We start from the raw sequence: 14255 nt of genomic DNA on the forward strand, positions 1-14255 counted from the left end.
TTGTTGTGGGCAGGTTCGGCGAGGCCGGCGTCCGACGACGACGGGAGCGGTGTTTATCAGGCCGCACGCTGGCTTTGCTGCCGGGCGCGGTGGAGGTCCTTGGCTCTGCAGCGGCGTTGGCGGCGGTGGCCCGGGCTCCTTGCCACGGCAATGTCCAGGTCCAGGTCCGGCTCCGCCTCACGGACAGGGGTTCCCGGCAGTGGTGGGGCGGTGGAGTGGTAGCTGTGGCCGGTGGGGGTGGTGATGTCGAGGGTGTGTCGGGGGCCGGGGCGTGGCCGGGCGGTCCAGCCGGGGGTTTCTTTGGTGTGGTTGCAGGCTTCGCAGAGCCCGGCGCCGTTGCCCTGGGTCGTCGGTCCGCCGCGGTGCCAGGGGATGATGTGGTCGTAGTGGCGGATCGGGGCGTCGCAGTAGGGCGTGCGGCAGGTGTCGTCGCGGGCGGTGAGGAGGCGGCGGAGTCCGGGCGGGAAGAGCCGGGCGCGGGAATCCAGTGCGGTGAGCTCCCCGGTGCCGGGGGCGGTGTAGAGCCGGCGGAGCCAAACGTTCATGGTCTGGTCCCCGGTGGTGTCCCCGGGCCGGGCACCTGTTCCCGCCAGGCCCGTTCGTGGTGCGCCAGATCCCGCCGCGCCTGTTCCCGCGTCCTTCCCGTCGTTGGTGAGCATTTCGCGGGCCCAGCCGGCGGGGACGATGCCGTAGCCGGGGAGGCGGGCAGGTTCGCTGTCGCCCTGGAGGAGGGTGCGGTCGGTCATCACGAGCTGGATCTCGATGCCGCTGATCCCGCCGGCTTTTCCGGTGGTGCGTTCGACCAGGGCATCGGCCATGAGCTGTCCGCGGGTCCGGGGGTCCCCGGCGGCCCGGAGGGTGTCGGCGTGCCGGGTCAGGGCCGCGTGCACGGCCACACCGGCCGCGACGGGCAACAAAGCCGTCAAATAGCACATGGTGTCCGGGGCCGGGCGGAGGCTGACGTGCCGTTCGGTGGCGGCGTGGCTTGCGCGCTGGGTGGCGGAGCGGGGGTCCCGGCGGTAGGCGGCGGTCCGGGCGGCGGCGAGGAGTTGCCGGTCTCCGGCGCCGTCGAAGGTCCCGGTGTCAGGCGCGAGTTCGGCGTCGACGGCGGCCCGGTCGGCCGCGGGCAGGCACGCGGTTTCGCGCACGAGGAGGGTGGCGCGCCATTCGTTGAGCTGCCCGGTCTCCAGGGCGGCGAGGGTGTGGGGCATTTCGGTGACGAGGGCTTTGGCCAGGCCCAGGAGCCGGCCGCCGCGGGCCGGGGATTCCCGCCGGGCCAGGGCGATCTGCGCGCCGACACCGGCCCCGAGTTCCGCCGCGGGCATTCCGGCGTCGGCCTGTTCGCGGCGCTGGATCAGGTCGAAGGCGACGGACAGACGGGCCTGACGGGCAGCCAGGGCAGACTTGCGGTCTTCCAGGGCCCGGATTTCAGCAATCAAGCGCGCACCGTCCAGCTCAGGCACGCCGCCGCACAGCGCCATGCCTGCATCTTCGGTGGCCTGACTCTTCCCGCAACTACAGGCGCAGTTGCACCCCACAGTTGCCAGAACCCCCGCGGCTGACTGAGTACCGTCCATGGCTCAAGTGTCCCGGAGGGCTAAGACATTATTGAGCGCCAACAGAAGCCGGTCAACCGCTTCGGAGGCCATGGAGGTAGTCCCCGTCCCGGACGCAGATATCGGCACGCGGCCTAGGACCAGCGCCACTTCAAGACGCGTCCTGACAGTGGCAAACGCGGCGCTCAGCTCCTCCAACCGCCGACAGGCTTCAATCTGCCCTGCGCTGCTCTCGGGCAAAGTAACCTCCTCAAGCGCGCGGCCGCACATCGCTATCACGCTGCGGAGTTCGTCTATCGGTCCTTGGTTCCCGTCCATGAACCAACGCTCCCATCGACCTCTGACAAAAAGGGTACGGCGACGACGAGCCCCAGGAACTAGGCTGGTGCGGTGACCCGCCTCATTCTTGCCTCCCAGTCCCCCGCCCGCACCAAGCTCCTCACCGACGCCGGCATCCGGCACGAGATCCTCGTTTCGGACGTCGACGAGGACGCCGTCCAGGCCCGCTACGGCGTCACCGACCCGCACGACACCGCACTGCTGCTCGCCCGCGCGAAGGCCGAGGCCGTCGCCTCCCTGCCCGAGGCCGACGGCGCCCTGGTGATCGGCTGCGACTCGGTCTTCGAGTTCGACGGCGAGGCGCACGGCAAGCCGTACACAGCCGAGGTCGCCAAGGAACGGATGCTCCGGATGAGCGGCAGCAAGGGCGTGCTGCACACCGGCCACTGGCTCGTCGACTGCCGCGACACCGGGGACTCGGAAGAATCCGGGACGGCCGGCTCCGGCGCAACCCTCGGGCACGTCACCTCCGCCGAGGTCCACTTCATGGAGATGAGCGCTGAAGAAATCGACGCCTACATCGCCACCGGTGAGCCGCTGCAGTGCGCCGGCTCGTTCACGATCGACGGCTACGGCGGGGCCTTCATCCGCAAGGTCGACGGCGACCCGCACGCCGTCGTCGGGCTGTCCATTTCCACCCTCCGCGGGCTGCTGGGCCAGGCGCAGGTGGGTATCACGGAACTGTGGACTACCGGCGCCGCGGATCCCGCACTGCTCCGGGCCGAGTGAGCTAATTCGCAGGCCTTTGTAGCAACCCTACAAAGGTGGGGCGCTTTACCCGCGGAATCCGCAAGTAATATCGGCGGAACCCACAAAACCGCGCTAGGCTCCCTGAAGGAAAGAAGGAGACGCCTTGTCAGCAAATTCGGAGCAGTCCGCAAACCCCGTGCAGCGATCGGCCCCAGAAGGCACCGCCGCAGTCACCCATCCGCTGAGCAAGGTGCTGATCGCCAACCGTGGCGAAATCGCTGTGCGCATCATCCGTGCCGCACGCGACGAAGGCATCTCCTCCGTGGCGGTCTACGCGGATCCGGACCGCGACGCCCTGCACGTCAAGCTCGCTGACGAGGCCTACGCCCTGGGCGGCAACACCGCCGCCGAGTCCTACCTCGTGATGGACAAACTGATCGAGGTGGCCCACCGCTCCGGCGCCGATGCCATCCACCCCGGCTACGGCTTCCTGGCCGAGAACGCCGAGTTCGCCGCAAAGGTCATCGACGCCGGAATCACCTGGATCGGCCCCTCCCCCGCCGCGATTTCCGCCCTGGGCGACAAGGTCCAGGCACGCCACATCGCCGAAAAGGTCGGCGCCCCGCAGGTTCCCGGCACCGCCGACCCGGTGGAGTCCGCGGAGGAAATCCTCGAGTTCGTGGACAAGTTCGGCCTGCCGGTCGCCATCAAGGCAGCCTTCGGCGGCGGCGGACGCGGCATCAAGGTAGCCCGCACCCGCGAGGAAATCCCCGAACTGTTCGAATCCGCCGTCCGGGAAGCCGTCGCCGCCTTCGGCCGCGGCGAGTGCTTCATCGAGCGCTTCCTGGACGCCCCGCGCCACGTCGAGACCCAGTGCCTCGCCGACGCCTACGGCAACGTTGTGGTCGTCTCCACCCGCGACTGCTCACTGCAGCGCCGCAACCAGAAGCTCGTCGAAGAAGCACCGGCCCCGTTCCTCACCGAGGAGCAGAACCGCCGGCTTTACGAATCCTCCAAGGCCATCCTCAAGGAAGCCGGCTACCTCGGCGCCGGCACCTGCGAGTTCCTCGTGGGCCAGGACGGCACCATCTCCTTCCTCGAGGTCAACACCCGGCTCCAGGTGGAGCACTGCGTCTCCGAGGAAGTCACCGGAATCGACCTCGTCCGCGAGCAGTTCCGGCTGGCCTGCGGCGAGGAACTCGGCTACGGGGACCCGGAAGTCCGCGGCCACTCGATCGAATTCCGCATCACCGGCGAGGACCCGGGCCGGAACTTCATGCCCGCCCCGGGCACCATCACCCTGTTGAAGAACCCGACCGGCCCCGGCGTCCGGATCGACTCCGGCGTGGAGCAGGGCGACGTCATCAGCGGCAACTTCGACTCGATGCTCTCCAAGCTGATCGTCACCGGCGCCACCCGCCCACAGGCCCTGCAGCGCGCCCGCCGCGCCCTCGAGGAGATGGTGGTGGAGGGCATCCCCACCGTCATTCCGTTCGACCTCGCGGTCGTCACCAACCCCGACTTCGCCCCCGCCGAGGGCCCGTTCAAGGTCCACACCCGCTGGATCGAGACGGCTTTCGTCAACGACATTCCCGCCTGGACGCCGACCGGCACCGAGGCTGAAACGCCCGACGCCGGCGAACGCCAGCGCGTCGTCGTCGAGGTCGGCGGCAAACGGCTTGAGGTCGTCCTCCCGGCGTCGCTCGGCACCGGAGGCGGCGCGGGCGCCGTCAAGCCGGCCAAGGCCAAGAAGCGGGCCCGCGGCGGCGCCGCCGCGGCGGCAGCCAGCGGCAACGCCCTGACCTCCCCCATGCAGGGAACCATCGTGAAGGTGGCCGTCGGCGAGGGTGACCTCGTCGCCGAAGGCGACCTTGTGGTGGTGCTCGAGGCGATGAAGATGGAACAGCCCCTCACCGCGCACCGCGCCGGAATCGTGATCGGACTCTCCGCCTCGGCCGGCGAGACCGTCTCCGCCGGCGCCATCATCGCGCTGATCGAGGACAACTCCGCCGAGTAACAGCACGAAGGGCGGGACGCTGGCGCGCCTCTGGCGCCCCCGTGTCCCGCCCGTGCAGACTTGGTCTGTGAAACCATTTCTGCTCCTCGCCTCCCGGGCCGAGGACGCCGCCGCCGAGGACGAATACGAAGCCTACCTGCGCTACGGCGGGCTCGAACCGTCGCAGCTCAGCCGGATACGGATGGAAGCCGCTCCGCTGCCCCAACTGGACCTCTCCGAGTACTCCGGGGTCATTGTGGGCGGGAGCCCGTTCACGTCCAGCGACCCCGCCGAGCAGAAAAGCGACGTCCAGCACCGGGTGGAGCACGAGCTCGCGGCCTTGCTGGACCGGATCGTGCCTGCGGACTTCCCCTTCTTCGGCGCCTGCTACGGGGTCGGCACGCTGGGCCGGCACCAGGGCGCCGTGATCGACCGGACCTACGGCGAAGGGCTGGGCGGTGTGACCATCAAGCTGACCGAAGAAGGGCTGGTGGATCCCCTGCTGCGGGGGCTGCCGGAGAGCTTCACGGCCTTCACCGGCCACAAGGAGGCCTGCACGCTGCTCCCCCCGCACGCGGTACTCCTGGCCAGCTCAGCGGCCTGCCCGGTGCATATGTTCCGGATCAAGACCAACCTGTACGCCACCCAGTTCCACCCCGAGCTCGACGCGCAAGGGTTGGTCACCAGGATCGATATCTACCGCCATGCCGGCTACTTTCCGCCGGAATCCGCCGAAAGGCTGATGGAGGATGCCCGGCGGTTCACGGCTACGGAATCGATGAAGATCCTGCGGAACTTCGTGGAGCGGTACGCGCGCTGATCCCGGACTGCCGCCAGGTGTTCCGACGCTCCTGCCCGGTTGCTTTTACCGCACCCTCCCGCCGGCACGGAAATGCCCGGTGTGTTCAGCGAACACACCGGGCATTTTTCGTCAGTAACCGGGCTGGAGCGTCAGCCCCAGCCGGGGAACGGGCGTCAGGCGACGTTGTTGGTGTACTCCAGGTCGCGGGTTTCCTTGCTGACGAACAGTGCGATCAGCGTCAGCACCGCCATGGAGGCGAGGTAGACGCCGACCAGCACGGGGCTGCCCTTGCCGATTTCCCAGAGCCAGACGGCGATGAACGGGGCCACGGCCGCACCGAGGATGCTGGAGAAGTTGTAGCTGATGGCGGAGCCGGTGTACCGGACGTTCGTCGGGAACAGCTCCGGCAGCAGCGCCCCCATGGGCCCGAAGGTCAGCCCCATCAGGGAGAAACCGATGATCAGCAGGGCCATGGTGCCGACGAAACCGGCGCTGAACAGCGGAACGAAGAGCAGTCCGAAGGCGAAGATTCCGAGGGTTACGACGATCAGCATCTTGCGGCGGCCGTACTTTTCCGCCAGGGGGCCGGAGACCAGCGTGAAGATACCGAAGAACACGACGCCGGCAATCAGCATCCAGAGGAAGTCGTTGCGGGTGAAGCCCAGGCCGGGGACGAACGCGGCGGCCGCGGCCTCGGTCATCGGCTTGCCGGCCTTCTCCGCTGCGGCCTTCGCGGCGTCCAGGCTGGAGGCCCGGGTGCCGTAGGTCAGCGTGAAGGTGGTCATCAGGTAGAACAGCACGTAGGTGGCGAGCATGATGAACGTGCCCAGGATCAGGTTGCGCCAGCTGGACTTGAAGACGCGGGCCAGCGGCAGCTTGGCGACCTCATTGGACTCCAGGACCTTGGTGAAGGCCGGGGTCTCGATCAGCTTGAGCCGGACGTAGAGGCCGATGATGACCATCACGGCACTGAGCAGGAACGGCACACGCCAGCCCCATTCCATGAAGGCCGTCGGCGACAGGGCGTAGCTGAAGACCAGGAAGATCACGTTGGCGATGATGAAGCCGATCGGCGCACCCAGCTGCGGGAACGTGCCGTAGATGGCACGCTTGTTCGCCGGGGCGTTCTCGGTGGCCAGCAGGGCGGCACCGCTCCATTCGCCGCCGAGGGCAAGGCCCTGGGCGAAGCGCATGACGACCAGCAGCGCCGGCGCCCAGAACTCCCAGCCCGGGACGAGCGCCGTCGGGAGGCAGCCGATGAGGAAGGTGGCAATACCCATGGTCAGCAGCGACGCCACCAGGGTGCCCTTGCGGCCGAACTTGTCACCGAAGTGGCCAAAGATGATGGACCCGAGCGGGCGGGCAATGAACGCGACGCCAAACACGGCGAACGAGCTCAGCAGCTGGGTGGTCTCGTTCTGGCCGGGGAAGAACAGCCGGGGGAAAACGAGCACAGCGGCGGTGGCGTACACGTAGAAGTCGTAGAACTCAACGGTGGTGCCGACCAGGCTGGCGACGATGACGCGGCCGCGCGAGTTCACCGGCTGGGCGGACCCATGCTCCGTGGAAGTGGCAGTGGATGACATGTAGTAGCGCTTTCATCAAGACCGGACCGCGGCTGTAAAAAAACCGTCCGGAGGGGGATAAGTAGGATTACATGATAGTTCTCGCAGTCCATTCGGTGGACAAGCGGTCCACTATTTGGACGTTTGATTTCGTCTCACGTGGTGGTCATCACACTACGCCTCACCCAGCCCCTCACCCCGCCACCAACGCGCCGATAGGCAAACGTCACAGCACGTTAACAAACCGCGAGGGTCCCGGAAACGCGGATTACCTACTTTTGAGGGACAACATCCCCAAGGAGGTCCCCGTGACTGCTGAACGCACTGCAGCTGCCCCAACCGGCATTTCGCCCACTCTCGACGCCGGCACCACCCTCGGCGATTCCGCCCTTGAGCACCGTCCCGGCCGCTGGATCGCCAACTGGGACGCCGAGAACAAGTACCAGTGGGAGTCCCAGGGGCGCACCATTGCCCGCCGCAATCTGAACTGGTCCATCTTCGCCGAGTTCCTCGGTTTCGTCGTCTGGCAGCTCTGGTCAATCGTGGTGGTCCAGCTGCCCGCGGCCGGCTTCACCTTCACCACCTCGGAAATCTTCTGGCTGATCTCCATGCCCAGCCTGGTCGGCGCCACCCTCCGGATCCCGTACACCTTTATGGTCCCCCGCTTCGGCGGCCGCAACTGGACCATCGTCTCTGCCCTGCTGCTGCTGATCCCCTCGATCGGCCTGGCCCTGTGCGTCTCCAACCCGGAGACCCCGTTCAGCACCATGCTGTTCGTGGCCGCGCTGGCGGGCTTCGGCGGCGGCAACTTCGCCAGCTCGATGGCCAACATCACCTTCTTCTACCCGGCCCGCGAGAAGGGCTGGGCGCTGGGGCTGAACGCCGCCGGCGGAAACCTCGGCGCCGCCGTCGCACAGCTTGCCGTCCCGATTGCCATCACCCTGCTGGCCGCCGGCACCGTGAACCTGCCCATGGCCGGCTGGATGTGGGTCCCCTTCATCCTGATCGCCGCGTTCGGCGCCTGGAAGTACATGGACAACCTCACCAGCGCCAAGGGCGACGTCGCGGGCTCGCTCGCCGCGCTCAAGGAACCGCACCTGTGGATCATGGCGCTGCTGTACATCGGCACCTTCGGCTCGTTCATCGGCTTCGCCGGGGTGTTCCCCAAGCTCATCAAGGACTACTTCCCGGCGTTCTCCTCCATCGGAGTCGGCACCGTGGCCCTGTCCCTCGCCTTCCTGGGCCCGCTGGTCGGCTCGCTGGCCCGCCCCTACGGCGGACGCATGGCGGACCGCATGGGCGGCGCCCGGATGACCGTCGCAGCCTTCGCCGCGATGGCCGTCATCACCCTGACCATGGTCTGGACCCTGCCGCTGAAGAACTTCTGGCTTTTCCTGGGCCTGTTCCTGCTCCTCTTCACCGCCAGCGGCTTCGGCAACGGTGCGACGTACCGGATGATCCCGATCATCTTCGCCACCTCCAGCCGGGCAGCAAAGTCCGGCGCCAGCACAGTCACCACCCAGCGCCTCGCTTCCTCGGCCCTCGGCCTGATCTCGGCCAACGGCGCCTACGGCGGCTTCGTTATCCCGCAGGTGCTCAACGCCTCCAACAGCGCCAGCGGCTCCTACACCCCCGCGTTCTACGGCTTCGTCGGGGCCTACGTTCTGATGCTGGCCGTGTGCTGGTTCTGCTACATCCGCAACGCCAACCGAAACGCGATGGGACACGTCTAACATGACCAACGGCGCCGACACGCACTGCCCTTACTGCGCTCTGCAGTGCGCCATGACGCTCACCACGCCGGCGGCCCCGGCCGCAAAGGGACTGACCCCGGCTCCCCAGCCGGGGTCAGACCCCGTGCCGGAACAGTCCGCCGCCATTCTGGACGTAGCCGGACGGGATTTCCCCACCAACCGCGGCGGGCTGTGCCGCAAGGGCTGGACCTCGGCGTCGCTGCTGAACCACCCCGGCCGCGTCACCGAACCGCTGTTCAGGGGCGCCGACGGCGTCCACCGCCCGATCGGCTGGGACGAAGCGCTGGACCGCATCACCGCCGCGGTGAAGTCCACCCGCGCCCGCCACGGGGCGGACGCCGTCGGAGTCTTCGGCGGCGGCGGGCTCACCAACGAGAAGGCCTACCAGCTGGGCAAGTTCGCCCGGCTGGCCCTGGGAACCTCGCGAATCGACTACAACGGCCGGTTCTGCATGTCCTCCGCCGCCGCGGCCGGGATGCGCGCCTTCGGCCTGGACCGCGGCCTGCCCTTCCCGCTGGAGGACCTCGATTCCGCCAGCACCATCCTGATGCTCGGCTCCAACGTCGCCGAGACGATGCCGCCGTTTGTGCAGCACCTGCAGGGCGCCCGCGACGCCGGCGGCCTGATCGTGGTGGACCCCCGCCGCTCCGCCACCGCGGCATTCACCTCCGACGGCGGCGGCCTGCACCTGCAGCCGCTGCCCGGCACCGACCTCGCCCTGTTGCTGGGCCTCTCCCACGTCGTGATCCACGAGGGCCTGGCCGACGCCGGCTACATCGCGGAACGCACCAGCGGCTACGGGGCCCTGGTCCGCAGCGTCGCCGCCTACTGGCCCGAACGCGTGCAGTCCCTCACGGGCGTCCCGGCCGGACTGATCCGGGACACCGCACGCCGGCTTGCCGACGGGTCCCGCCAGGGCGGCAGCTACATCCTCACCGGCCGCGGCGTGGAGCAGCACGTCGACGGCACGGACACCGCCACCGCCGCCATCAACCTCTCGCTGCTGCTGGGCCTGCCCGGCTCCGCGCGCAGCGGCTACGGCACCCTCACCGGCCAGGGCAACGGACAGGGCGGCCGCGAACACGGCCAGAAAGCGGACCAGCTCCCCGGCTACCGCAAGATCACCGACCCCGCCGCCCGCGCCCATATGGCCGCAGTGTGGGGCGTGCCGGAATCGCTCATTCCCGGCCCCGGCCTCCCCGCCGTCCAGCTGCTGAAGTCCCTGGGACAGCCCGACGGCGTCCGCTGCCTCTTCGTGCACGGTGCCAATGTGGCGGTTTCCGCGCCGGACGCCAACGCCGTGATCGCCGGGCTGCGGAGCCTGGACTTCCTGGTGGTCTGCGATTTCTTCCGCTCCGAGACCGCCGCGGAGGCGGACCTGATCCTTCCGGTCACCCAGTGGGCCGAGGAGGAAGGCACCCTGACCAACCTCGAGGGCCGGGTGCTCCGCCGCCGCCGCGCCCTCGATCCCCCGCCCGGCGTGCGCAGCGAGCTGTGGATCATGGCCCGGCTGGCCGAGGCCCTGGACGCCCCCTCGATGTTCAGCGAGGATCCGGAGACCGTTTTCGAGGAACTCCGGCTCGCGTCCTCCGGCGGCCTGGCCGACTACGCCGGGATCGACTACGCCATGCTGGACCGCGGGGAGGCCGCCTACTGGCCCTACCCCGCCGGCAGCACCGGCACCCCCCGGCTGTTCCTGGATTCCTTCGCCCACGCGGACGGGCGGGCCGTGTTCACCCCGGTGACACCCCGCCGTCGTGCATCTTCTGCCGCGGCGGACGCTGCAAACGCTGCGGACCGGGCAGGCAAGCCGATGACACTGATCACCGGGCGGCTGATGGAGCATTACCAGTCCGGTGCGCAGACCCGGCGGGTGGCGGCGCTGGCCGCGGCACAGCCGGAAGCGCGGCTGCAGATCCATCCGGCGGCCGCCGCCGCGCAGGGCATCGCCGAGGGCGACGTCGTCTCGATTTCCAACGGGCGCGGCGAGGTGTCCTGCCGCGCCGAGCTGAGCACTGACATCCGGCCCGAGACGGTGTTCCTGCCGTTCCACTTCCCGGAGCTGGAGAGCGCCAACCGACTCACGGAGGCGGCCACGGATCCGATCTCCGGGATGCCCGAGTTCAAGTTCAGCCACGTCTGGGTCCGGCCCGGCGCCGCGAATCTCCGCGCCAATGAATTGCAGAAGGAAGGTGCGTTATGACTGAGCGCATCGTTGTTGTGGGCTTCGGGCCGGTGGCCGCACGGCTGGTCGACGAGCTGTTGCCGGCGGTCCGCAGCGGACTAGCGCACCTGACGGTGGTCGGCGAGGAGGCAGAAGCCGCGTATAACCGGGTACTCGTGGCGGATCTCGGGGTCGGCCGGACCACGGCGTCGGCCCTGGCGCTCTCCGACGCCGCCGCGCTGATTGCCGACGGCGTCGACGTCCGGCTGGGTGTCAGGGTCCGCCGTGTAGACCGCGCCCGGCAGCAGCTGATCCTCAGCGACGGCACCTCCCCCGGTTACGACCGGCTGGTCTTCGCCACCGGCTCCCGCCCGGTGATCCCCAACCTCACCGGACTCAACCCGGACCCCTCCGCGCCGGTGCTGCCTGCCGGCGTCACCGCGCTCCGGGACCTGCGCGACGCCTCGGTACTGCAGGCGGCCGTGGCCGGCGGCAGGCGCGTGGTGGTGCTGGGCGGCGGCGTGCTGGGCCTGGAGACGGCCCTCGCCGCGGCCGAGGAGGGCGCCACGGTGACGGTGGTGCATAACGGCCCGCATCCGCTGGGCCGCAATATCGACCGCGGCGGCGGCGCCGTGCTCGCGGCTTCGCTGCGGAACTGCGGCGTGCGGGTGGCCGCCAATGCGCGGTCCACCGGAGTGGAACACAACGCGCCCGACGGCGGCTTCTCCGCGCTGCTGCTCGATGACGGATCCGCGATCGACGGCGACCTGCTGGTCCTCTCCTGCGGCGTGCGGCCGCGGACCGAGCTGGCGGAGGGCTGCGGGCTCTCCACCGGTGCCGGCATCCTGGTGGACCACAAGCTCCGGGCCCACCATGAGCCGCACATTTTCGCGATCGGCGACTGCGCCGAGGTCCGCTGCCCCGAGCCTGACTGCACTGAGTGCCGGACGGCACGCGGTCCTTCCGGGCTGGTGGGACCGGGCTGGCGGCAGGCCGAATGGCTCGCCGGGTACCTGACCCTGCTGGCCTCTGGAACTCCGGACGCTGAGTTGCTGCCGGCGCTTGCGGCGGAACTGCCGGGCGTGGTGGTGCTCAAGGCGCGTGGCATGAACATGGCCGTGGCCGGGGAGGTGTCCGCAGAACCGTGGGACGAGGAGGCGTTGGCTGCCGGGGCCGTGAATGGCCGGGCCAGGCTGCAGATCGCCCAGTGGGCCGATCCCGAGCACGGCCGCTACGTGAAGATGACCACCCGCGCCGGGGTGCTCGAAGGCCTGGTGGCCGTGGGCATGCCCCGCACCGCGGCCGAGCTGGTGCAGCTCTTCGAGCGCGGCGCCGAGCTCCCCGCGGACCGGTCCCTGCTGCTGCGCCTCGACGGCCCGGACCAGGTGGCCGCCGCCGGCGCCGCCGACCCCGAGCGCACCGTGTGCCGGTGCGCGGGGGTCAGCGGAACCAGGATCGCCGCTGCGGTGACCGACGGCTGCGGGACGGTGGGCGAGGTTTCCGGCGCCACCCGCGCCGGGACAGGCTGCGGCGGCTGCCATGACGACATTAAGGGGATTATCGAAAAGCACTTTCAGGGGGCCGTTGCGTAGCGGCCCTGAATCCGGACAGTCCGGAAGTTTCCGGCTCTTAGCCGAATTTTTCCAAAACCTGGCTAACAGGGCCGCCAGAGCCGGGCCGGAGATCGCCAGAAGTACCGCAATCAAAACGACCGAAACCAGCGTGATGATCACCCACATCTTCGCGTCTCCGCGCTCTGCGTGGTCGTCACCAGAGAGGTTCTTCTGTGATCGTAACGGCCGCGTGGCGGACGGCCTTGGCAACCTAATGAACGCCAAAGCCAAGAGTGACATTATGATTCTGCTGCTCTTCACGTTGTCCTCTTCTCCCGGACCTCTTAGCACCTCAGGGCCCATGGGCAGCCCGTGCCTCGCATTCTCGTCCAGCGTGCTTTGGTTTTCCTTGGGTGCATGGCCCAGGCGGTACGGCATCAGGAATGCCTTCAAGGCGGTTAGGCCGGAATCCGTCAAACGCAGCGCAGGCCGTGACTGAGATTAGTCACGGGATGCCGGAAATTCCTCGCACGTAGTCCAACGGCCACCCTCAGAAAACCGGGCCGGTTGCGAAATTTGTCACGCCTCCGAAGCTGGTAGCTTATGACCAGCGGCCTTGTCCTTGGCGCCGCGTTCCGTAGGGGGAAATCTTGAAGAAAACACTCGCATTCGTCATGCTCGCCGGTCTAGTACTGACCGGCTGCAGCGGTAAGCAGGCTTCCGCACAGTCCGCAGCCACACCAACCGCGACGGCTGTAGCCGTCGCTCCGGCAGCCTCAATCACCGTGCCTGAGGTCATCGGCGCGACTCTGGACAAGGCCACCGACCAGCTCCAAGGGCTCGGACTGAAGGCCGATGCCACCGATACCGACAACGGCAAAACGATCGTATTAAAGGGCAACTGGGAGGTCATCTCCCAGGATCCCGCTCAGGGGACTCAGGTCACCAAGGGCTCGATAGTGAAGGTTGGGGTCCGACACCTGACGGATCCCAAGCCGACACCCACGCCGACACCGACGCCCGCCAAGCTGGTTGAGGCGCCCCCGGCGCCAGTGGCCCCGCCGGTCGTGGCGGATCCGCCGAAGTACGTCGCCCCGCCCGCCCCGGTCTACGTGCCGCCGGCTCCCGTTGCCCCGCCGGTGTACAGCGGTATTATCTGCAAGGATGGCTACGCTTGGCCGGGAACGACGCGCCAGGGCGCCTGCCGCGGCCATGGAGGCATCAGGAACTAGGCCGGGCTGACCTTCGTCCACTCGGCTCGTTGACCGGGGTCGGCTTGGGGGACCCCCAGCACGCAGGGTGTCGGACTTCATTTGGCTTTAGCGCCTTCTTTAGCAATGCTGGGGCTGGTAGGTCGAGCCATAGCCGCGCTCCATCTACACGGCAGGAGACCTGCAGGGATTCCAGTCCGTCCAAGATGGGTGCAAGCGTCTTGGCCTGCGCTTCCGAAAGATAGCCCACTTTCCGGAAGTCATCACGGATAACGGCAACCGCGTTGGGGTCCGCCGCGTTGCGTTTATCCCTGACCAGGAACGCAAGATGCATCTGAAGTTCACGCCGTTCACGGTCGCTCAGGTAATAACCCTGGCCGACGCAGCGGCGCGGCGTCGTCTTTAGCTTCGGGAAGAACGCAGGCTTCCCGTAGTTCACCGTGTGCCGTTTGATAGTCTCCATGGCCCAGAGCCTAACGCCGATTCTGAACTGCGCTTATGAAAAAGGCTCGCACGTCTGCAGAACGCCGACGCCAGCCTGTCGACGGTTGGTAATCCTGAACAAAAGGGCGCGCTTCGCGGCCTATATGCGATCGCGGAACGGATTGCACTTCGCGTTAACCAG

General features: G+C 68.3%; 11 protein-coding genes. 7 read left to right on the forward strand and 4 right to left on the reverse strand.

Translation table 11 applies throughout. The annotated features are described in order from the left end of the window. Positions 1-56: 56 nt before the first annotated feature. Both ABIB29_RS12805 and ABIB29_RS12810 read right to left on the reverse strand, forming a co-directional pair. Complete coding sequence (locus ABIB29_RS12805) at positions 57-1481, reverse strand: HNH endonuclease (protein WP_354173189.1); 1425 nt, start codon at positions 1479-1481, stop codon at positions 57-59. 99 nt (positions 1482-1580) lie between these two features. Further along, positions 1581-1874: a hypothetical protein gene (locus tag ABIB29_RS12810; protein ID WP_354173190.1), complete on the reverse strand. Its 294-nt coding sequence runs from the start codon at positions 1872-1874 to the stop codon at positions 1581-1583. A 72-nt stretch (positions 1875-1946) separates the two neighbouring features. Here ABIB29_RS12810 and ABIB29_RS12815 point away from each other — a divergent pair, with 72 nt between their 5' ends. The 3 genes from ABIB29_RS12815 (at position 1947) to ABIB29_RS12825 (ending at position 5401) form a co-directional block, all read left to right on the forward strand. Then, a complete protein-coding gene (locus ABIB29_RS12815; protein WP_354173191.1) occupies positions 1947-2624 on the forward strand; it encodes a Maf family protein in 678 nt (225 codons plus the stop codon). Positions 2625-2748: 124 nt separating this feature from the next. Further along, positions 2749-4602: an acetyl/propionyl/methylcrotonyl-CoA carboxylase subunit alpha gene (locus ABIB29_RS12820; protein ID WP_502915602.1), complete on the forward strand. Its 1854-nt coding sequence runs from the start codon at positions 2749-2751 to the stop codon at positions 4600-4602. Between the two features lie 67 nt (positions 4603-4669). Beyond that, the gene (locus tag ABIB29_RS12825; RefSeq protein WP_354173192.1) at positions 4670-5401 is read left to right on the forward strand and encodes a glutamine amidotransferase; all 732 of its coding nucleotides are present in this window, start codon (positions 4670-4672) and stop codon (positions 5399-5401) included. 155 nt (positions 5402-5556) lie between these two features. Here the strand turns inward: ABIB29_RS12825 and ABIB29_RS12830 are convergent, their stop codons facing one another. Continuing rightward, on the reverse strand, positions 5557-6969 hold the full coding sequence (locus ABIB29_RS12830; protein ID WP_354173193.1) for an MFS transporter: 1413 nt from the start codon (positions 6967-6969) through the stop codon (positions 5557-5559). Between the two features lie 323 nt (positions 6970-7292). Between ABIB29_RS12830 and ABIB29_RS12835 the strand changes: the two genes are divergently transcribed. The 4 genes from ABIB29_RS12835 to ABIB29_RS12850 all read left to right on the forward strand — a co-directional run bounded on the left by ABIB29_RS12835 (position 7293) and on the right by ABIB29_RS12850 (position 13651). Continuing rightward, positions 7293-8681 (forward strand): MFS transporter, encoded by a 1389-nt coding sequence (locus ABIB29_RS12835; RefSeq protein WP_354173342.1) that lies wholly within the window; start codon positions 7293-7295, stop codon positions 8679-8681. A 1-nt stretch (position 8682) separates the two neighbouring features. Further along, the gene (locus tag ABIB29_RS12840) at positions 8683-10905 is read left to right on the forward strand and encodes a molybdopterin oxidoreductase family protein (protein ID WP_354173194.1); all 2223 of its coding nucleotides are present in this window, start codon (positions 8683-8685) and stop codon (positions 10903-10905) included. After that, on the forward strand, positions 10902-12458 hold the full coding sequence (locus ABIB29_RS12845) for an FAD-dependent oxidoreductase (RefSeq protein WP_354173195.1): 1557 nt from the start codon (positions 10902-10904) through the stop codon (positions 12456-12458). Before ABIB29_RS12840 ends, ABIB29_RS12845 begins: the two co-directional genes overlap by 4 nt. Before the next feature lie 611 nt (positions 12459-13069). Beyond that, positions 13070-13651, forward strand: a complete 582-nt coding sequence (locus tag ABIB29_RS12850; protein WP_354173196.1) for a PASTA domain-containing protein — start codon at positions 13070-13072, stop codon at positions 13649-13651. Here ABIB29_RS12850 and ABIB29_RS12855 read toward each other — a convergent pair. Beyond that, positions 13641-14093, reverse strand: coding sequence for an HIRAN domain-containing protein (locus ABIB29_RS12855; RefSeq protein WP_354173197.1), 453 nt, complete (start codon positions 14091-14093; stop codon positions 13641-13643). The genes ABIB29_RS12850 and ABIB29_RS12855 overlap by 11 nt on opposite strands. Positions 14094-14255: the final 162 nt, after the last annotated feature.

This window comes from Arthrobacter sp. UYEF36 (genome assembly GCF_040547025.1).
Taxonomy (GTDB): Bacteria; Actinomycetota; Actinomycetes; order Actinomycetales; family Micrococcaceae; genus Arthrobacter.